The sequence below is a fragment of the Pseudoxanthomonas sp. 68-E7 genome (assembly GCF_057773145.1).
On record NZ_JBYMTI010000005.1, the window covers coordinates 19,131 to 39,228 of the forward strand.

The following is a 20,098-nucleotide window of genomic DNA, read 5'->3' on the forward strand; positions in this document are numbered from 1 at the left end:
TCCATGTCCAACCTCCTCGCCACCGGCAGCAGCGCCCTCCTCGCCTTCCAGCGGGCGCTGTCCACGGTCAGCCACAATGTCGCCAACCTCAACACACCGGGCTACTCGCGCCAGCGCACCGAGTTCGCCGCGCGCGACGGCACCTTCCACGGCTACGGCTACCAGGGCGGCGGCGTGCAGATCGTCGACGTCCATCGCATGGCCGATTCGCTGGCCACCGCGCGCCTGCTCGACAGCACCGGTGAATTGAACCGCCTGCAGCAAATGTCGGTGCTGTCCAACCGCCTGGACAGCCTGTTCTCGGAAAAGGCCACCGGCATCGCCGCGCCGTGGTCGGGTTTCTTCGATTCGATCAGCGCGCTCTCCTCCAGCGCCGCCGGCGCGGCGGATCGACAGAGCGTGCTGGCCCAGGCCAACGCACTGGTCACCCGCTTCAACCAGCTCGACCAGCAACTGGACAAGGTGGATGGCGAGGTCAACAGCGGCCTCACCTCCAGCGTCGGCGAGGTCAACCGGCTGGCCAAGGAAATCGCCCAGCTCAACGGCCGCATCGGCAACAACGCCGCCAACGCTTCCGGCGATCTGCTGGATCGCCGCGATCAACTGATCAGCCAGTTGATCGGCTACACCGGCGGCACCGCGGTCCAGCAGGACGGCGGGCAGATCAACGTGTTCACCGCCGGCGGCCAGCCGATGGTGGTTGGCGCCACCGCCAGTTCGCTGGTGACCGTGGCCGATCCCTACCGGCCCGAGCGCCTGCAGGTGGCGCTGGAAACCAACGGCCAGCGGGTCACCCTGGACAAGCGCGCGCTCGGCGGCCAGATCGGCGGGCTGATGGAGTTCCGCAGCACCGTGCTGGACCCGGCCATCGCCGAACTCGGCCGCATCGCGATCTCGCTGACCGAAACCTTCAACGAAGGCCACCGCGCCGGCATGGATCAGTACGGGCAGATGGGCGGGGATTTCTTCACCGCGCCGCAGCCGCAGATCTCGTCGCATTCGGGAAACACCGGCAACGCGGTGCTGCAACCGTCGCTGGGCGATCTGGGCTCGCTCAACGGCAAGAACGTGATGCTGCGCTTCGACGGCAGCAACTGGGTCGCCAGCGATCCGGATACCGGTACCGCCATTCCGGTGACCGGCACCGGCACCGCCGCCGATCCGCTGGTGATCAACGGCGTGGAACTGGTGCTCGCCAGCGGTACGCCGGCCACCAACGATCGCTTCCTGCTGCAACCCACCGCGGGCGCCGCCGGCACCATCAAGGTCGCCATCAGCGATCCCAGTCGGATCGCTGCCGCCAACCCGGTCAAGGCCAAGGCGGATCTCGCCAACACCGGCACCGGCAAGCTCGGCGCGGTCACCGTCACCAACCCGGCCGATCCAAACCTGCTCGCGCCCTCGGTGATCGAGTTCATCGATGCCAACCAGTACACCATCGACGGCGCCGGCCCGTTCACCTACACGCCCGGCCAGGCGATCACCCACAACGGTTGGAGCGTCACCATCGACGGTGCGCCCGCCGCCGGCGACGCCTTCAACCTGGGTCCCACCGGCGCCAACTCCAGCGACAACGGCAACGCCAGGCTGCTCTCCAACCTGGATGACGCGCGCAAACTCAACGGCGGCACCCTCACCCTCAATGGCGCGATTTCCGGCCTGACCACCACCGTCGGCTCGGCCGCGCGCCAGGCCGACTACTCGGCCGAGGCGCAGCAGGTATTGCAGGATCAGGCGCAGGCCGCGCGTGATTCCATTTCCGGCGTCAACCTGGATGAAGAGGCGGCGGATCTGATGCGCCTGCAGCAGGCCTACCAGGCCGCGGCGCAGATCATCTCCACCGCCGACACCCTGTTCCAGTCCCTGCTGAGCGCGACCCGCCGATGAACAATCGCATCTCCACCGGACTGATGTACCAGCAGTCCATCACCACGATGCTGGCCAAGCAGGCCAGGCTGGCCCACACCCAGCAGCAGCTCGCTTCCGGGCAGAAACTGATCAGCGCCAAGGACGATCCGGTCGCCGCCGGCAACGCGGTCGGGCTGGATCGCACGCTGGCCGAACTGGAGCGCTTCGCCGCCAACGCCAGCACCCTGCAGAACCGCCTGGGCCTGCAGGAAAACGCGCTCAAGCTGGTCGGCGACGCCATGGCGCGCGTGCACGAACTGACCGTACAGGCCAACAACGCCGCACTCGGCGACGACAGCCGCAAGGCGATCAGCGCCGAACTCAAATCCATCCACGACGGCCTGCTGGATCTCGCCAACAGCACCGACGGCACCGGCCGCTACCTGTTCGGCGGCACCGCCGACGGCAGCGCGCCGTTCGCATTGGCCGCAGGCGGCGTCATCTACAGCGGCGACCAGACCCAGCGCCAGATCGAAGTCGCACCGGACACCTTCGTCTCCGACACCCTGCCCGGCAGCGAAATCTTCCTGCGCCTGCGTACCGGCACCGGCCGCATCGACGGCGCCGCCGCCGGCGCCAACACCGGCACCGGCCTGCTGATGGATCTCAGCGTCACCGATTCCAGCGCCTACGACGGCGGGCAATACAGCATCCGTTTCACCGGCCCGACCACTTACGAGGTCTACGGCGCCGGCCCCACCCCGATCTCCACCGGCACCTACACCAAGGGCCAGAGCATCGCCTTCGCCGGCGTGCAGGTGAAGATCGATGGCCAGCCCAACGCGGGCGACGAATTCAACGTCGGTCCTTCCGCCACGCGCGACGTCTTCGCCACGATCCAGAACCTGATCGGCGCCCTGGAAACCAACCCGACCACCGACGCCCAGCGCGCCGCCATGCAGAACCAGCTGCAGGCCGGAATGCGCGACGTCGCCAGCGCCCAGGGCCACATGATCGACGCCCGCGCCAGCGGCGGCGCCCAGCTGATGGCCATCGACAGCGCCGCCGAACTGCGCGACGCCAACAGCGTCACCCTCAAGGGCACCCTGTCCAGCCTGCGCGACCTCGACTGGGCCGAGGCCATCGGCCGCTACAACCTGGAGAACACCGCCCTCCAGGCCGCGCAGAGCGTGTTCATGCAGATGCAGCAGCTGTCGCTGTTCAAGATGATGGGGTGAGGGGCGGGATTCGGGAGTCGGAAGTCGGAAGTCGGAAGTCGGAAGTCGGCCAGAGCTTCGCCCAGTGACACCATCGTCGCAGGGAAGGCTACCGTGACGCACGCAGTCCACGCGTTCTTCAAGATAACCAACATCCCAGCAAAAACGACTACCTCTGCCTCCCCCTTTGAAAAAGGGGGACTGAGTGGGATTTGCTCCTGGCGCCGACCACCACCACTCGCCACTTCGCCAAACACAACGGACGCCCATCGTCATGCGAATAAAAAAGTGAGCCCAGAAACACTGAAGCGAAAACGCTCAAAGTTAGTCGACACCGCCCAACCACATCGGCAGACTCCGGCATCAGGAAGTCAGAACTCCTACTCACAAAACGGTAGCACCCGTCATTTCAGCGCTATTCCATGCCATTGGAATGACAAACCGGCGTTCTTGTTCCAACGCCGGGAGGGTGGTGAATACAACACCCGAAAGGGAAATAACCCCACCGATCTGTGAGCGGTTTCTGACCTCCCGGCACCCGGCCGCACTCTCGCGCGCCGGGATTCTTCAACGAAGAAATGGAGGTCCCATGACCAGTGTTCGAATGGTCTATCTGTTGGAAGAACAAACCCAGCTGAATCTCATCCAGCTGCGTGATCACCTCAAGCTGCTGTCCCTGCTCATCAGTCCCCGCTTCCGCCAGGACGAGCACCACAGCCTGCCCATCCCACTGCAACCCCTGAGCGACTGCTTCGCCGGCCTCGCCCACGACGCCAGCCACATCCTCGACCAGCTCCGCTGGCACGCCGGCAAACCCAACGTCGAACCGGCCAACGACGCGTAACAAAAACGCGGGCTGCTAGCGCCCGCGTTCTGTTGAAGATTCAATACATGCAGTTGGCAGGCATAAGCAGTACCCGCCCACGTGTTGCGTCACGCCCGCCGAATCCAACCGGGAATTCCTTAGCATGCTCGCGTCCTTTGCCCGTAAGAGTCTTCCTGCATGCCTCAGGAAAAATAGGCACGCCCGCCCCTTCTCTCTTCCGTTCTTCAAGCACAAAAAAAATGTGGCCATCCAGGAATCCCGCCCTCCCCCAACAAACCGAAGACATGTGAACGGCAGCGGTGAAAGTCGAAACAGGCCTGAGAGATGCTCTCCACCTTCTTGCCACCGTCATATATTTCGCCTGCATTCGACCATCCTGACTTTCCTTAGTCTAGACTCCATCGCTTTCCCGCGCCACAAGTCTGGCTTGCTCGAGAAAACCGAAGAATAGAGGGATGGAAAAAACCTCAGCTTCACATAGCGAACTTCCGCATGATTCTTGTACTCGTCCTGTATCGGCTCATTTATCGAAAACAGCACATGTCCTCCAGGCCGAAGCGTCCACGTCAAATTTGAGTAGTCACTATCTTCAACTGGCAACATCATGCCGTGGTAGTGGTTTCCAATAATCAGCGGATTTTTGTTCTTGTCGAAAGCCAAGAATTCAAGGCCACCATATGCCCCCCAGTCAGGTGGAAACAAGATATCCACGTTCTGGCGACTTGAGTTCGTGACGCGCATGTCCACTTGGATGATTCGTTTTCCATCCGAATCACAGCCAGGATAGAAATCAGCATTCAATCCCAACTCGCCATCCTCGCCGGAGGGACGAACGGTGCATGCGCACAAGATTCCGCAGAGCGCTGCAAAGGTCAAACTACGCATGGCTAGAATCTCCTACTTCCCGTTTCTATAGTCGACCACGCTTGCAGGATCATTGATAAGCCTATTGATGTACTCAATCTCACCCTTTGGCGCCCCCATTGACTCCAGGGCTGACTTTTGAAGTCGCAACGGCCCTATTTCTTCCTGCCTTTGCGAAGAGTTGCTTCTAGAAGTACTGAACCCCTGCAAGAAATGACCACCATCGTGAACAATCTGACTAGCGATATACGTGGGCGTCGCGGTGCTACTCAGCACCTCATCAGCCCTCAGTACAACGCCACCCTTCCCGGTCCCTTGATAGTTCATATTCGCGTGAGAAGGGCCTCTCATATTGCTATCCACAACAATTGAAACCATGGTTGTCAGCGCCTGTTTCGCACCACTTTCCAGTTTGGCCTTAGAAAGTTCATCTGCGGCGCCATCGAATTTTCGAGATATCTCATCTTGCTTCTTCTTGCTTAGATCATCAGAGACTGCCAATCTAATTTTGTGGTCACCAACTTCAATGTTGCGAACCGCTCTCTTGCAATCCCCGTCTCCACAACCCTTTGGCTTTCTGCCATCAGGATCAGCAAATCTGTAGGGGTTGTCATTGGCATACCAGTATCGATTGAAATTTACACCGGGACTTGAGTAAGCGGTTACTGGATCTACGCTCAAAAACCGACCAAGAAGCGGATCATAGTATCGCTGTTGCATATAGGTTAGTCCTGTGGCCGCATCTTGCACATGTCCCGTGAAGCCTGGCCCATCCGTCAGCGGACGATTGAGCAATTGCCCGAAAGGCTCGTATTCGCTGCGTTCTATCACATTGCGATTGGCATCCGTTACAGCGACCGGTGTACCCAGTGCATCGGTGTGGATGTACTCCACAACGGCCTGGGCTTGAGCGTTCGAAATGAATACGCAAATGTACAAAGTCACGAGCGCCACCAAAAAAAACCTGCACTGACTCATTCTTGTCTTCCCTTTCAAGGCGTGATGGGGCCGGCCCAGGCCGAGCATCCGTTCGCATTGCACGCGCGCACCCAGAATTGCCGGGAACCGCGTCCGGTAACGTTCCAGTACGTATTCGATCCACTGTATGGAATCGTCGGCGTGGACGTGGCCTGCTGCATCTGGACGTCGTAGGAGGTCGCTCCGGGTGATGCATTCCAGTAGATGGACCAGACGTATAACGGTGGCCGGATATCCGGCATCGCGTCTGCGGTGCCGTTCAATCCGGTCGGTACCGGCGGAGGCGCATTGGTCACGCTGGTGGTCACCACCGGCGAGTAGGCGCTGCAGCCGCCTGCATTGCAGGCCATCGCCCGATACCTGTAGGTGGCCGGCGCCCTGCCGGTCAGGCCAATGGACGTTGCGGTCCCGTTGTATATCGTGGACCACGCGCCGCTATTGACCTGCTCACCCAGTTGGTAGCTGGTTGCACCGCTCACCTCCGTCCAGCTGACTGTGTAGTTGCCGACACCCGTGGTGCCGGGAGCGCTGACCAACGGCGCGCTCGCAGGCGGAAAGACAACCTGCGTGGTGACTATTGCGGAATAGTTGCCGCACCCGGCCACGTTGCAGGCCTGTGCCCGATACCGATAGCTGGCCTGGCCCTTTCCGGTGACCGCCACGCTGAGATTCGCACCCGTGTAGAAAGCGGACCAAGCAGCGCCGTTGATGCTCTCCTCCACGCGATACGTAGCGGCTCCTCCCACGATGCCCCAGGCTACGCTGTAGCTGCCGTTGCTGCTGATCGCCGGGACCGTCAACGAAGGACTTCCGACGGGTATGTACACCGCCTGGACGTACACCGCAGCCGAAAAAGGACCGCATCCGGCTGGGTTGCAGGCCTGGATACGATAGCCATAGCCACCTTCTGGCTTCGCGGTATAGGCCTGGCTCATCGCGTTGCCGCTGTAGACCGCCGTCCACGTGCCGCTGTTAAAGCTTTGCTCCAGCTTGTAGCTGGTCGCACCGCTGATCGCCGTCCAACTGACCGTATAGTTGCCCCCCACGCCATAGGTGGGTGCGCTGGGAACGGGGGCGCTGGCCGGCGCAAACTGCACCGCCACATCACCCGTGCCACTCCAATTGCTGCAGACGGCATTCAGACACGCTCGAACGCGGTAGGCATAGTTGCCCGCCGGCTTGCCCGCCAGCGCATGGCTGGTGCCCGCACCGCTGTAAACAGTCGACCATGCGCCGCCGGCTGCGGACTCCTGCAATGCATACCCATTGGCATTCGCGACCGTTGTCCAGTTCACGGCATAGCTGCCGGTGGTGTTGAAACCCGGAACCGTCAGGACAGGCGTGGCGGGTGCGGTGGAATTGACCACCCGGGCGACCAGGCTGCCTCCCAGATAGACATAGGCCGTATTCTTGGCTTGCCGTTGATCTTCCTGGTACAGCAATTGGCCGCCTTGGCTGTACTGGGAGCGGATATCGCCGCTGACAGCACTGGAAGCCAGCAGACGGCGGCCGAGGCCATCGTATCGATAGGTTTCCTTGTTGGTTGCCTCGCGCAGGCGATTGCCGTAGTCAAACTTGAAGCCTTGCCCATTCTTGTTCGCCAGATTTCCCTGCTTGTCGTAGCTCAGGCCCACCACGGTGGGTCCCCCAATGCCGTTGGTGACGCCGATCAACTGTTGGGCGTCATCGTAGACATAGGCATAGTTGCGACCGTTGACCTGCAACGTACTGAGGTTGTCCAGGACGTCGTAGCTATACCGGGCGACGTTGTCGGTTCCGCCGAACATGACAGACTGCGCAGTCAACAGACGGTCCAGGCCATCGTAGGTCATCGTCCTGGTCTGCCGCCCCGTCGCGTAGTCGGTGATACCCGACACGTTGGCGTTGGCGTCGTATCCGTATCCAAGATCCAGCGGTGAACCTCCTCCGCTGTCGGTGCTGCGCGCCGGTAGTTGCCGTGCGTTCTGCGCCATCGCATGCACGATGCCGTTCCCATAGGTGAACTGCTTGATCGCGCCGTTCGGGTAGTAGCTCACTCCCGTTGCGTAGCCACCCGCCTGGGTAGGCTGTCCGAAAACGTTGGGCGCATAGGCCACCGACATGCCATTCGGATAAGTTTGCGCCGCCAACGCACCCAGGGTGTTGTATCCGTAGCCGATGGTCCAGGCACCGCCGCCGCTTTGCTGCAGCGACTCGCCCGTCAGCAGGCGGCGCTTGTTGTAGCTGTACTGGTTGGTGACCGTTCCCAGAGCAGGACCCTCGTTGTCGGTGACAATCGTCTTGATCTGCCCATCAGGCCAATAGGACCAGGTCTGGTTGCCCCGACCATCCAGGAAAGCCAAGGTCTTGATGCGGTTGCGAGCGTCGTAGGTTCGCAGGGTGTAAGGCGCCATCTGCGGGGGCAGTGTTCCGCCGGTAGGAGGGCCATCCATCGCCGCCATCCCGGCAGGCTCGGCGCATGGCGAGGCCGACGCCGGCATGCCGAAATCCGTTCGTACCAGATTGCCGGCACCATCGTACTTGTATAGCGTGCTACCTGTTTCGGGTTCCGCGCTCCGGCAGAGTTCCTGATATTGGTTGTAGACGTAGGCGCGCGTGACCGACTGACTGCCGTCCTCGTTTCGGCGGCGGAGCGCGGTGACCTTTCCGAACGCATCCCGTGCGATCTCGGTGTACGCTCCTTCGGGATGATCAATGCGGACGGGAGTATCGTAACCCGGCGCATCAAACACCTGATAACGGGTCACCGTCGATTGATTGCGGGGATTGGTTACCCGGGTTTCGAAACCATTGAGATAATCCGTGGTTGTCTTCAAAAGTCCTTGCGGATTCGCCTGCGAGGTGAGCTCACTGTTCTGTTGGACTTCCTTTATCCGGCCCAGCGCGTCATATGCCGTCCACGTCCCCACTGCGGCCGGAACCTCGTCCGTTGACGGGTAAGACTGGAAGACTACACGACCAGCATTGTCGTATTCGGTACTTGCAGCACGGAGCGTACCAGCCATGTTGGTTGCGTCGTAGCTATGGTTGAGAATCGGCCGCCACCAGGCATCGTAGTACGTCACCTGACGGTGGTTGCCTGTGCTCGTGGTCTTCCGCCAGTGACCGGCCGGAATGCCGTGCTCAGGCACGGCGACCGATACGAAATCCTGGGTGGTTTCTACCCAGGCCACGGTATCACCTGCCGGATACTGGACACGGGTCACGCGTCCCATGACGTCATAGTCATAGCTCGTCGCATAGCCATTTTCGTCCGTCGCCGAACGAATCTGGCCGTGCTCGTCCACGACGGCCGAGCGCGTTGTGTTGTCGGCGAAAGTGATGGATTGCGGAACGCCGCGTTTCCAGCCGCCATAGGTAGTGACGTTGTTATTGCCATCCTTGGCCGATCTCAGCGTACCCAACTGGGCGCTGGCTACGGTCGAGGTACTATTGTAGGTCAAGGTCTGCTGCAGCTTGCCATAAGCCTTCACCGTCGCCGGCATGGCGAATGCATCGTAGGTCGTCTCCGACACGACGATGCCCGTCGGCGCCCAACTCGGCGTGCACTCAGCCGGCGCCACGCAGGTCACTTTGGCTATCTGCCCCATGACCCACTTGGCTGGATTGTCGTGATAGACCGTCTCTTCTGTCCGGGTGCTGCCCAGAGAACTTCCCTTCGTCACCCGGGTGGGTCGCATCATTGCGTCCAGGCAATAAGGCTTTCCAGCGCAGGTGGTGTCTACTTTCCAGCTGAATGTGACACCTTGTTGGGAGGTGACATTCGCCACCGCGGGAAGTTGCTGCTCAATCGGGGCGATGTTGGTTCCATAGCTGTAACTCAGCATCTTTCCTAGTTTGGTGGGGTAAGGTCCCGTCCCCGGCGTCGCGTAGGTGATGGTTTCTGACCGGAGAAGAGTGGAAGCCGCATCGAAGGCATCCTCACGAAGCGTTCTTCCTTCCGTGATGTCCCAGCGGTTGCTGATGGTATGACGGGAAAAATCGCCGTCTGGTTCGACAACATCCACCCAGCGAGTATCTGGACAGGTGTTGTTGGCAGCACAGGCATCGCTGTTGGCACTCGCTTCGGGCGGCGAGTAGCGATATCGCCAGGTTTGAGCTTCAACACCAGGCCCGGAAATCGTCTTTTCCACCAACGACTGCCGGCCGACGAGCACAGGAGGATCCATGTAGGGCATCACTCCTTCCGGGCGCGAACAACCGGAAGGAATGTAGCTTCTGGAATGCCAGGTGGGCTTGCGGACAAAAACTCCCTTCAGACCCGCCGGACTGGTCACCGTGGTCGTGTATGCCAGGCTTCCATCCACTGGATAGCCGTTCCTGACGTTGCATTCATTCGGGTTGTATATTCCGGGCAGAAAATCGGTCCCGGCGTAGGTCCATCGGCTGGCATCGGGTAGCGTCACCGATTGAAGTTGCGCCCGCCATTCACCGCTTTCCCGCTGGGTGATGCCTGTGTACTGATAGGCCCATACCCGCTGCGCCGGGCCGGGTTGCACGGTAATACTGTCGATCACCGCCACGTCCTGGCGCCACGCAATGGCAATCGCCCGCCCATCGCTTGCGGTAATTCCAACCAGCTTCCGGCCGTCGTATTGATACTTCACCCAGTTGCCGAAACGGTCTTCGACCTTGCTCGCATACATGGTCGCGTACATCCGCGGATACCAGATCCTGGCGCCGCCTATCAGGTATTCGACAACGTTGCTGGCCCTGACGCCCGTGATGTAGTCCAGGTAGTACTTCGTGCCATCCGGCGCGACTGCAAGAAATCCCTCACCAGGCTCTGCAGTCCCTGTCATCGCCAAGTTGCTGGTCTGCGGGAGGCAGCCGAATTGCCAATCGCCCTTTGCCACGGCCGGAAACACCATGGACGCACCCGACGGGTCCGTCATGCTGGGCATGACGGTATTGGCAGGATCCCGTTTCAGGATTTGCTGGCGATCACCCTCGCCGGTGACGAATTCGTACCCGCTCCACCACATGTCAAAAGCCTTGTAGGGCGAGTCGAACTGGCTGCATCGGGCGTAATTGCCGACATCCATTTTCCAGTTTTCACCGGGCGCGCCAGGATCGGCAGTGATGAATCGGCTGGCAGCCTGCACCATCGTTTGTATTCGTGGAATCGAAAGATCCCAGTTTCCAAGCATGGGCGGTTCAAACCCGCGCTCAAAATCACTGAGAAACGCGGTTCGTCTCAGCGTAATCGTCGGCCCACTGCCTTCCAGTACGATGTCGGCGACAGAGAACCCGAGTTCCCCGGTAAACAGGCTGACTGTCTCGCCAAATGGCGAACTTCCCAGCGGCTGCGCCGTCCCGCCGAACTTTATTCGCTTTTCATACTCTTCTTGTGGCGAAACATCCTGCGCGATCGCACCAGAGCACGCAAAAGCGAGTAGGAACAGATAACACTCCGACACGTAACGCATGAGCATTCCTTGAAGAGGTCCATTTCAAGCCAGCCCGCGTGCACCTTCCGGGTGGCTTTCCCGAATCATTGGCAACACTTTCCCGTCATCCGTCACGGCAGACGGATCTCAGGAAAAAGCACGGAAACACACGTATTGTCGGCGGATCTTGATCACGACCAATGCTTATTTACTGATTGCGTTTTCACCATCAGAAAGCAGATCGAAACCTCGTTTTCCGCTGCGATGCCCCCTGCATCCCCATCTAGAATGATCATTACGCTACTGTAAGGTGCAAGTCAAACTGGCTGTGTGCCACTAACTTCCGTCTTTCATTTCAGAGCCACACGGAGTCTTGTGCAGGCATTGAAAATTTGTGAGCTCGTCACCCACGCGACCACCGCTGGTGTCACTCCCGGCTCCCGGCCGCACCTACGTGCGCCGAGATTCTTCAACGAAGAAATAGTGCACCCATCATCAACGCACGGATGATCTATCTGTTGGGACAACAAATTCAACTGAATCCCAGTCAGCCAACGACGCGCAAGAAAAAGCGGGTCACCGGCGCCAAATTCCAAGAAGAGCAATTGTGCAAGATCCGAAGAATCCCACTATTGACTCTTAAAATCCTCGTAATCTTTCCATTTGCATGAAAGATGCAGCAATGAAAGGCAATATCCGGGCGCATCAGGAATCTACGCATCTTTTTTGGCTACAGGCCTGAAATTCCTGTCATGGAAAGGTGTTCTTTCCTCTATCTTACTTATCCGGTCATTCTGACTTCTTAGGCAGCCTTGTCCAAATTGTTCCGCCTGCAACCCCTGCAACGAGCCCAAGGACCCAAGGAATACGTGAAATCCAGATCTCCCCTTCAGTGAGATAGACTGTTTTCCCGTGGGATAAATACGGCAACAAGCGTCCATCCGCCGAAGTAGGTTGTGTAGGCCGAGTCTTGGCAAAGTAGTCCTCGACCCAGTATCCCACAAGGATAGCGCCGCCCATGACGATGAAAAGCAGAATTGAGATGATCTTCATTCTTCAATTTCCCCGAAAACAGGATAGAGCTTTGTTTGCGTAGCGGTAGTGGTTGCACCACCTCCCCCACCCAACCCCAACGTCGTGCCACCCCCAACAATAAGCCGGCCGTCACTTGTCCTTGCGACGGTAGCGTCTGCTGAAGCATGAGGGCCAAGCCCACCATTCAAACTTGCGTTATATGAAGTTCCAGCAAGGTCATTCACGGTGCGCCCATTAGTGGTCTGGAATGCAACACCTGCATTTGCGTCCGCCGCCGCTGCCGCACCGAAACCCCACTCCGTGTATGCTGCTGCATTGCCCTTATTGTCGAAGGCGACACCAACGCCTGCCGTGAGCGCAACAGGCCCAGCAGCACCATTGACAACCAATCCGATTTGAGTTGCTCCGGTTCTCTCTCCACTACTGGTCGGAGACCATGCTTGGGTAGTCACGGCCGGAACGTAGTCCCCTCTAAGAGGACCGAAAGTCTTGGCGCCTTTGGGCGCTGCCGAAGGCGAGCGCGACTTGACCGACGTAACTTTAGATAGGCCTTGTGACTGACCGGATACGTTGTTCCAACCTGCCTTTTTACAAGTACCATCACCACAACCTTTTGGCTTTCTACCGTCGGGATCGGTAAATCGGTACGGGTTGTCGTTGGCATACCAATAGCGATTGAAGTTCGCACCAGGAGTGGAGTACGCCGTCACAGGGTCCACCGACAGGAATCGCCCGATGACCGGGTTGTAATACCGCTGCTGCATGTAGGTCAGCCCGGTGGCCGCGTCCTGCACATGCCCGGTGAAGCCCGGCCCGTCCGTCAGCGGCCGGTTGACCAATTGCCCGTAGGGTTCGTATTCGCTTCGTTCGATGACCACGCCGGTGGCATTGGTCACCGCGACCGGCGTACCCAGCGCGTCGGTGTGGATGTATTCCACCGTGGTCTGTGCGTTGGCCGCGCCTGCAACCAGCAACGCACATGAAACAAGCAGTGCGGACAACGCCCAAAAGATTCCGTTCTTCATTTCATTCACCATATCGGAAAGGCCTTGACCGCTACCGACCATGCGGAGCAACCACCTGCGTTGCACGCCCTGACCGAGTATTGGTACTGCGATGGGTTGGTCATGGTGGTCTGGTAGCTGGTGGCCGCACCCGAGTAACTGATTCCACCACCACTCAACTGATAGGTGGTGGTACCGCTGGCAGCATTCCAGGTGAAGTTCATCGGACTTGGCGTCACGTCAGGGTTGTACGTGACGGAAAGTCCGGTGGGTACAGCGGGTATTGGAGGCACGACCGTGACGCTACCCAGCGACGAGACCGGCCCACATCCACCGCCATTGCAGGCACGTGCACGGTAGCCATAGGTGGCCGGCGCTCGTCCGGTCAGGCCGATGGACGTGGCAGCGCCGGTGTATACCGCCACCCAGCCCCCGCCATTGACCTGTTCCTCCACTTGGTAGCTGGTGGCATTGGCCACCGCCGTCCAGCTCACCGTGTAGCTGCCCGTGGTATTGCTCGCCGGCACCGTCACCGTCGGCGCGCCGGTCGGCGGCAAGGTCACCTGCGTGGTCGCCGTAGCCGAGTACCCCCCGCAACCGGCGCCGTTGCACGCCCGCGCCCGGTAGGCATAGCTGCCCGTGCCCTTGCCGCCGATGGCCTTGCTGGTACCGGCCGCGTTGTGGATGAGCGTCCAGCCACCGCCGTTGGCGCTCTCCTCCACCTGGTAACTGGTCGCGCCGCTGACGGCCGTCCAGCTCACCGTGTAGCTGCCGGTGTTGTTGCTGGCCGGTGCGCTGACCGTGGGCGCGCCCGCCGGCAGGTACACCGCCTGCACCGTGCCGGTGGCCGAGTACGCCCCGCAGCCGGCCGGGTTGCACGCCTTGACCCGGTAGCCGTAACTGCCCACCGGCTTGCCGGTGTAACCCTGGCCCAGGTTGGTGCCGGTGTAGGCCTGCGTCCACGCCCCGCCGTTGGCGCTCTCCTCCAGCGTGTAGCTGGTGGCCGAACTCACCGCGCTCCAGCCCACCGTGTAGGTGCCCCCGGCCGCCGTGGCCGGCACGCTCAAACTCGGCGCGCTGCCCGGCGCGAACTGCACCGCCACCTCGTGGGTCCCGCTCCAGTTGCTGCAACCGGCGTTGAGGCATGCTCGCACCCGGTAACCGTAGTTGCCCGCGGTCTTGCCGCTGAAGGCCTTTGAGGTGCCCGTGCCGCTGTACACCGTCGTCCACGCCCCGCCCGACACCGCCTCCTGCAAGGCATAGCCGTTGGCCGTGGCCACCGCGTTCCAGCTCACCGTGTAGCTGCCGGTGGTGTTGAACCCCGGCACCGTCAGCGTCGGCGTGGCCGGGGCGGTGGAGTTGACCACCCGCGCCACCAGGCTGCCGCCCAGTTGCACGTAGGCGGTGGTCTTGGCCTGGCGTTCGTCGGACTGGTACAGCAACTGACCGCTCTGGCTGTATTGGGAGAGGATGTTGCCGCTGGCAAGACTCGCTCCCAGCACGCGCCGGCCATGGCCGTCGTACCGGTAGGACTCCTTGTTCGGCACATTGCGCAGCCGGTTGCCGAAGTCGAACTGGTACACCTGCGCGTCCTTCTGGGCCAGGTTGCCCTGCGGGTCGTACTGCAACCCCACCACCGTGGGGCCGCCCACGCCGTTGGTGAGGTTGGTCAGCCGCTGGTTGGCGTCGTACACATAGGCGTAGGTCCGCGGCTGGCTGCCGCCGGTCATGCCCACCGTCTTCAGGTTGTCCAGCGCGTCGTAGGTGTAGGTCGCGGTGCCGAAGCTCGGGCCCGTGGCCTGGGTCAGGCGGTCCAGGCCGTCATAGCTCAGGCTGCGGCTCTGCCGCCCGCCGGCCGTATGGTCGGTGATGCTGGCCACGTTGGCATTGCCGTCATAGGCATAAGCCAGGTCCAACGGGTTGCCGCCACCGCTGTCGGTGCTGCGCGCTGGCAACTGCCGCGCGTTCTGGCTCATGGCGTGGACAATGCCGTTGCCGTAGGTGAACTGTTTGATGCCGCCATTGGGGTAGTACTGCACCCCCACCGCATACGGCCCGGCCTGGGTGGCTTGGCCCAGCGCATTGGGCGCATAGGCCACCGACAACCCGTTCGGGTAGGTCTGCGCGGCCAGATGGCCGTTGGGGCTGTAGCCGTAGCCGGCGTTCCAGGTGTACCAGCCGGCTTGGGTGACGCTTTCGCCGGTCAACAACCCGCGCTTGTTGTAGCTGTAGTGGTTGGTGACCGTGCCCTGCCCCGGGCCGTCGTTGTCCGTCACGATGGTCTGCACCGCCCCGGTCGGCCAGTAATACCAGGTCTGGTTGCCTTTGCCGTCCGGGAATGCCAATGTCTTGAGTCGGTTGCGCGCGTCGTAGGTGCGGCTCACCCCCCGGCCCGAGGCCCAGGCTTCGGGGCGGTTGCAGGCGGCCGCATCGCCCAGGTTCGCCACCCCGGCCGCGCTCCAGGACAGGTTGCCGGCCGGGTCATAGTCGTACACCGTGGCGCCCGTCTCCGGCTCCAGGGTTTTGCACAACTGCTGGGAGATGTCGTAGGTGTAGTACCGCCATACCTGCTCGCTGGCCGTGGCGTTGCGCCGACGCAAGGCCGTCACGTTGCCGAACACGTTGCGGTGAATCTCCGTCGAGGCCCCTTCCGGATGGTCGATGCCCGTCGGATAGTCATACGTGGGCTGGTCGAAGGCCTGATAACTCGTCGTGGTCACCTGACTCTTCGGGTTGGTCACCCGCGTCTTGAACCCTGCCTCGTACGCGGTCAGCGTGGTCAGCGGACCCAACTCGCTGTCCTGGCTGACCGAAGTCGTCCGGCCCAGCGCGTCGTACTCGGTCCAGATGCCGGTGGCCAGTGTGTCCGTCGTGCCCGGATACGAGCTGAAGGTGGTCCGGCCCTCATGGTCGTAGGCCAACCGCTGGAACCGCTTGGTCAGCGTCTCGGTCGTGCCGTTGGTGGCATCCAGTTCCTTGGTCAGCACCGGACGCCACAACGCGTCGAAGTAGCTAATCTTCCGGGCGGAACCCGTGCTCACCGTCTGCCGCCAGTGGCCGGCGGGAATGCCGTACTCGGCCACCGCCACCGGCTCGAACACCAAGGTCGTGTTGAGCCAGTTCACCGTGTCATTGACGGGGTACTGGATGAGGGTCAACCGCCCCATCGCGTCGTACCCGTAGTTCGTGGTGGCACCGCCCTCATCGGTGACCGAGGCAATCCAGCCATGGTCATTCACGACCGCCGACTGACCGGTGCTGTCCGCATAGCCGATGCTCTGCGGAATGCCCCGCTTCCAGCTACCGAACGTCGTGACGTTGTTGTTGGCATCCTTGACCGTGGCCAGGGTGCCGTCGGTGTTGTAGGTCAGCGTCTGCTTCAGCTTGCTGAATGCCTTCACCGTCACTGGCACAGCGGTGACCGGGTCATAGCTAGCCTCGGACATCACGATGCCCGATGGCCCGCAGGCCGTCGGTGTCGTGCAGGTCACCGAAGCCAGTTGCCCCAATACCCATTTGCCGGAATGGTCGTAGTACACCGTGCGCTCGGTGCGGCTGTCGCCAAGTGTGCTGGTCCGCGTCACCTGTGTGGGCCTGGCAAAGACATCGAAGCAGAACGGCCGACCGTCGCAACCGACATCCACCTGCCAGGTGAACGTCGTACCCTGTTGGAGAATCGTCTTGCTCTTCTGCGGCGTATGCCGCGTCGCCAGGTAGCCGTCACCGCGCTGCTGACCACTCACGCCAACCGGATCCGGATAGGGACCCGCATCCGGTGCGGCATAGCTGTAGGTCGTGGTGCTGATCGCACTGCTGCCGTTCCATCCTGCGTCCGTACGCTCGAGTTGGCCTTCCGTCGTCTCGAAGCGGTTGCCGAAGACATACCGGGTGACGATGCCTTCCGGATCGGTCACCGTGACCGTGCGCGTGACGGGCGCGCCTGTCGCGCAACGGACACCAATCTGAGGCCATGGACCACCCGGCGCGTAGCAGGCATTCGCGGCGCCATACGCATAGCTCCAGACGAGCCCCATGGAGGGCAATCCCGGTCCGGACAACTTCTTTTCGGATAGCGCAGGCGCGATGTGTTCAGACGGGATGCGGCTATAACCCTGCGAGCCGCCTTCTCCACCGCCGCCGCTGGCCATGTCGCGGCAATCCAGCGGAACCCACGAACGCCCGAAAGTTACCGGGGCCACGGTGAAACTGCCCACCGCTCCGCTGGGATGCGTGATGGTTCCGGTTCGCGGACCAAAATTGGCCATTCCCGGGTGACCGCAACTGCCTCCCTCGACATAGGGCGTCATCATCCGGATGGAGTTCAGCTGAAACGTCCACTTGCTTGCATCCGGCAACGTCACAGACTCCAGCGTCGATGTGCCATTCAAGGCGACGTAGTTGTAGGTCCAACTACGGGGACCGTCGCTTATCGCAGCAATCTGGTGGGTTCCCTCAACATACGAGAAGGTCAGCTGGCGTCCATCCGACGCCGTGATGCTGTCCAGACGCCACGGATCCGTGGCGTTCCACTGATAGGTCACGGTATTGCCGAAACGATCCGTCACCAAGGTCGGAAGAAGCCATACCTCCTGTCGCCTGAGCAGATACCCCGTGGGCGCCCGCGCGGTCACCGGTCCAGGGTTGGATTTGGTCAACGCGGGGTGGTAGCGCTTGACGAGATGATCAAAGCGATAGCGGATGCCATCCGGTGAAAGCGCTTCGAAGCCCTCCCCCTGGTCCATGCTGTTCGGTGCCAGGTTCGCCAGGCAGCCCACCGCAAATCCCGATTTCGTCACCAACGGGTAGGATTTTCCGTCCGCGGGCGCGGGTGCGACAGAGCGGCGCAGGACTTCCTGCTGGCCGGAGCCTGGTACATAGAGGAAGTTGCCCTGCCAGTATTCCTGGGCGTCGAACGTTCCCCCGGCCGAGGTACCCGTAGCCGCGGGAGGGGCGCCGAAGTTCGTGCAGCGCAGATAAGCGTCAGAGGCTGGGTGCCCTACGTCAACCGGAACCGTCCAGGCACGCTGGGAATCGAACACCGCTTGCATGCGGGGGATTTCTAGTTGCCAGTCGCCGAAGTGCCCGCCGGGATACATGTCCTGATTGGGCGAAAACTGCCTGCCGACAGCCATCGGCAACGCATTGTTGCCCGGTAGGCTGATGTCGGTCTGCTGGAACTCCAGTGAACCGGAGTACATGCTCACCTGCTCGCCAAACAGGTCATTTCCGAGCGCTCCAACGACCTCTCGGCTCTGAATGAGTTTGCTGTACTCATCGAAAATCGTGACGCTGGACTGTGCATGCACTGCCGGTGCGATCAGTCCCCCCAATGCCAGCGCGCACATCGTCCGTTCTAGAACACCCATCCTTCGTCGCCCCTTCCTTGTCATGTCCTGCCACCCCGAAGAAGGATGGTCCCCATGACCGGATGTTGGAGGCGAGGCCCAGACGCGTCAAGTAATTCGCATTACCGCCCAGTGGTGGCGCTCACGCCCAGGTCGCCAAAGCGTGAGATAGCGAGAGCGAGCACGCGGAAAGTCAATGGGCGCATGGATGTCGCACTCGGGTCACATCGGACCCTGCGGAGTTGTGATCATCAGAACGTCACAGGTCGACCTAAAACAAAAGGTACCAGACGCAGGAATGTTACCGGCAAGAAATCGAATGCATTGCGGCGTCCAGTACCCATTTCCACTCTTCTCGCCATCGCGGCAACTGGAACATACCCGACATCTCAAGCCGCGCTCGCCATCCGATCCATCAGGTTGTCCGCCATCTCCCGCCAACCGGCCAGTTGATGCAGCACGCCCAGCGATTTGAGGTAGTCCTCGTCGACTTGCTCGTTGCTGGCCAGTGCGCCGGCGACGTGCACGGCGCCGGGGACCCAGAAGCTGCGCAGGCTCGAGCGCTGCGGCTGGCGATGGAAGGCGACGGCTTCGACGATGGGCATGGGCAGGCCCCACAGGCCGAGCAGGTAGGCGCCGGCTTCGGTGTGGCCGGGACGGTCGTCGCCTTCGGGCAGCGGTTCGCGTTCGTCGCGCACGCCGGGCAGCAGCAGGCCGACGTCGGCCAGCAGCGCGGCGGTGGCACCGAGTTCGGCGCTGGTGTGCGGCAGGATGCGCGCGGCCAGGCGCGAGGCGATCAGTGCGCGCTGTTGCAGGGCCAGGCGATCGACGTTGCTGCCGGTCTTGATCGAGAACACTTCGCTGGCCAGGACCAGGTCACGCAGCGTGGCCAGGCCCAGGCGGGTGACCGCGGCGCGCAGGTCGGTGATGGCGCGGCCGTTGGAGAAATAAGCCGAGTTGCACAGCTGCAACACCTTGGCGGCGATCGCCGGATCACCCGAGACGATGCGGGCGATGTCGGTGCTGTCGCCCTGCTCGTCTTCCAGCGCGCGGGTCAGCGCGAAGTACAGGTGCGGCGGCGAGGGAAGGTGCTCGACGCGACCGATGACACGGCGCAGGCGCGGACTGTCCAGCAGATCGCGCAGCTCTTCCAGGCTGTGGATGGCTTCCAGCACCGTCTCGGAGGCCAGCGGCAACGGCAGGAAACGGTGGGCCACGCCAATCAGCTTGATGGGCGGCGACAGGCCGGCTTCGGTGTTGTCCAGCAGGGCGATGCGGATGGTTTCCGGGCGCAGCGTGCGGATCTGGCCCAGCAGGGTGGCCGGCGGCAAATCCGGCAGGTTCGGGCCGGCGATGAGCACGTCGATCGGGGAATTGGCCACCGCGAACATGGCCGCGTTGCCGTCGGCGGCGAACTCGACCTTCCATTCGTCGCCCATGTCGCCGATGTAGTCGGACAGATCGTCAGGCAAACAGGCGGTATCGCCCACGTACAGAATCCGCAAGACACTTCCCCTTGAACTTTGCTCGATGGCGTTGCTCGACGGCGCATCCCTGTTCCGGATACACGCCCGCGCGAAAATCTACCGAT

General features: G+C 61.5%; 10 protein-coding genes. 3 read left to right on the forward strand and 7 right to left on the reverse strand.

All coding sequences use genetic code 11. The annotated features are described in order from the left end of the window. Positions 1 to 3 precede the first annotated feature (3 nt). From flgK to AC3DE2_RS12970, 3 genes are all read left to right on the forward strand, one after another. The gene (flgK, locus tag AC3DE2_RS12960) at positions 4 to 1,887 is read left to right on the forward strand and encodes a flagellar hook-associated protein FlgK (RefSeq protein ID WP_488426537.1); all 1,884 of its coding nucleotides are present in this window, start codon (positions 4 to 6) and stop codon (positions 1,885 to 1,887) included. After that, positions 1,884 to 3,086, forward strand: coding sequence for a flagellar hook-associated protein FlgL (gene flgL / locus AC3DE2_RS12965; protein WP_295382505.1), 1,203 nt, complete (start codon positions 1,884 to 1,886; stop codon positions 3,084 to 3,086). The genes flgK and flgL overlap by 4 nt, the downstream gene beginning before the upstream one ends. A 568-nt stretch (positions 3,087 to 3,654) precedes the next feature. Continuing rightward, positions 3,655 to 3,909, forward strand: a complete 255-nt coding sequence (locus AC3DE2_RS12970; RefSeq protein ID WP_488426540.1) for an XAC0095 family protein — start codon at positions 3,655 to 3,657, stop codon at positions 3,907 to 3,909. Positions 3,910 to 4,239: 330 nt separating this feature from the next. On the opposite strand, the gene AC3DE2_RS12975 is transcribed toward AC3DE2_RS12970, so the two are convergent. From AC3DE2_RS12975 to AC3DE2_RS13005, 7 genes are all read right to left on the reverse strand, one after another. Beyond that, entirely contained in the window at positions 4,240 to 4,776 is a 537-nt protein-coding gene (locus tag AC3DE2_RS12975; protein WP_488426542.1) for a hypothetical protein, read from the reverse strand. Positions 4,777 to 4,788: 12 nt separating this feature from the next. Then, positions 4,789 to 5,733, reverse strand: a complete 945-nt coding sequence (locus tag AC3DE2_RS12980; RefSeq protein WP_488426544.1) for an RHS repeat domain-containing protein — start codon at positions 5,731 to 5,733, stop codon at positions 4,789 to 4,791. A 14-nt stretch (positions 5,734 to 5,747) separates the two neighbouring features. Continuing rightward, positions 5,748 to 11,162, reverse strand: a complete 5,415-nt coding sequence (locus AC3DE2_RS12985; protein ID WP_488426546.1) for an RHS repeat protein — start codon at positions 11,160 to 11,162, stop codon at positions 5,748 to 5,750. Positions 11,163 to 11,912: 750 nt separating this feature from the next. Further along, positions 11,913 to 12,176, reverse strand: coding sequence for a hypothetical protein (locus AC3DE2_RS12990; RefSeq protein WP_488426548.1), 264 nt, complete (start codon positions 12,174 to 12,176; stop codon positions 11,913 to 11,915). Next, positions 12,173 to 13,225 (reverse strand): RHS repeat-associated core domain-containing protein, encoded by a 1,053-nt coding sequence (locus tag AC3DE2_RS12995; RefSeq protein ID WP_488426550.1) that lies wholly within the window; start codon positions 13,223 to 13,225, stop codon positions 12,173 to 12,175. The genes AC3DE2_RS12990 and AC3DE2_RS12995 overlap by 4 nt, the downstream gene beginning before the upstream one ends. Next, positions 13,189 to 17,196, reverse strand: a complete 4,008-nt coding sequence (locus AC3DE2_RS13000; protein WP_488426552.1) for an RHS repeat protein — start codon at positions 17,194 to 17,196, stop codon at positions 13,189 to 13,191. Before AC3DE2_RS13000 ends, AC3DE2_RS12995 begins: the two co-directional genes overlap by 37 nt. A 1,700-nt stretch (positions 17,197 to 18,896) precedes the next feature. Further along, complete coding sequence (locus AC3DE2_RS13005) at positions 18,897 to 20,012, reverse strand: HDOD domain-containing protein (RefSeq protein ID WP_488426554.1); 1,116 nt, start codon at positions 20,010 to 20,012, stop codon at positions 18,897 to 18,899. Positions 20,013 to 20,098 lie beyond the last annotated feature (86 nt).

Coding starts and splice junctions, on each gene's coding strand:
- flgK (WP_488426537.1), top strand. CDS start 4: ATGTCCAACCTCCTCGCCACCGGCAGCAGCGCCCTCCTCGCCTTCCAG.
- flgL (WP_295382505.1), top strand. CDS start 1,884: ATGAACAATCGCATCTCCACCGGACTGATGTACCAGCAGTCCATCACC.
- AC3DE2_RS12970 (WP_488426540.1), top strand. CDS start 3,655: ATGACCAGTGTTCGAATGGTCTATCTGTTGGAAGAACAAACCCAGCTG.
- AC3DE2_RS12975 (WP_488426542.1), bottom strand. CDS start 4,776: ATGCGTAGTTTGACCTTTGCAGCGCTCTGCGGAATCTTGTGCGCATGC.
- AC3DE2_RS12980 (WP_488426544.1), bottom strand. CDS start 5,733: ATGAGTCAGTGCAGGTTTTTTTTGGTGGCGCTCGTGACTTTGTACATT.
- AC3DE2_RS12985 (WP_488426546.1), bottom strand. CDS start 11,162: ATGCGTTACGTGTCGGAGTGTTATCTGTTCCTACTCGCTTTTGCGTGC.
- AC3DE2_RS12990 (WP_488426548.1), bottom strand. CDS start 12,176: ATGAAGATCATCTCAATTCTGCTTTTCATCGTCATGGGCGGCGCTATC.
- AC3DE2_RS12995 (WP_488426550.1), bottom strand. CDS start 13,225: ATGGTCGGTAGCGGTCAAGGCCTTTCCGATATGGTGAATGAAATGAAG.
- AC3DE2_RS13000 (WP_488426552.1), bottom strand. CDS start 17,196: ATGGGGCTCGTCTGGAGCTATGCGTATGGCGCCGCGAATGCCTGCTAC.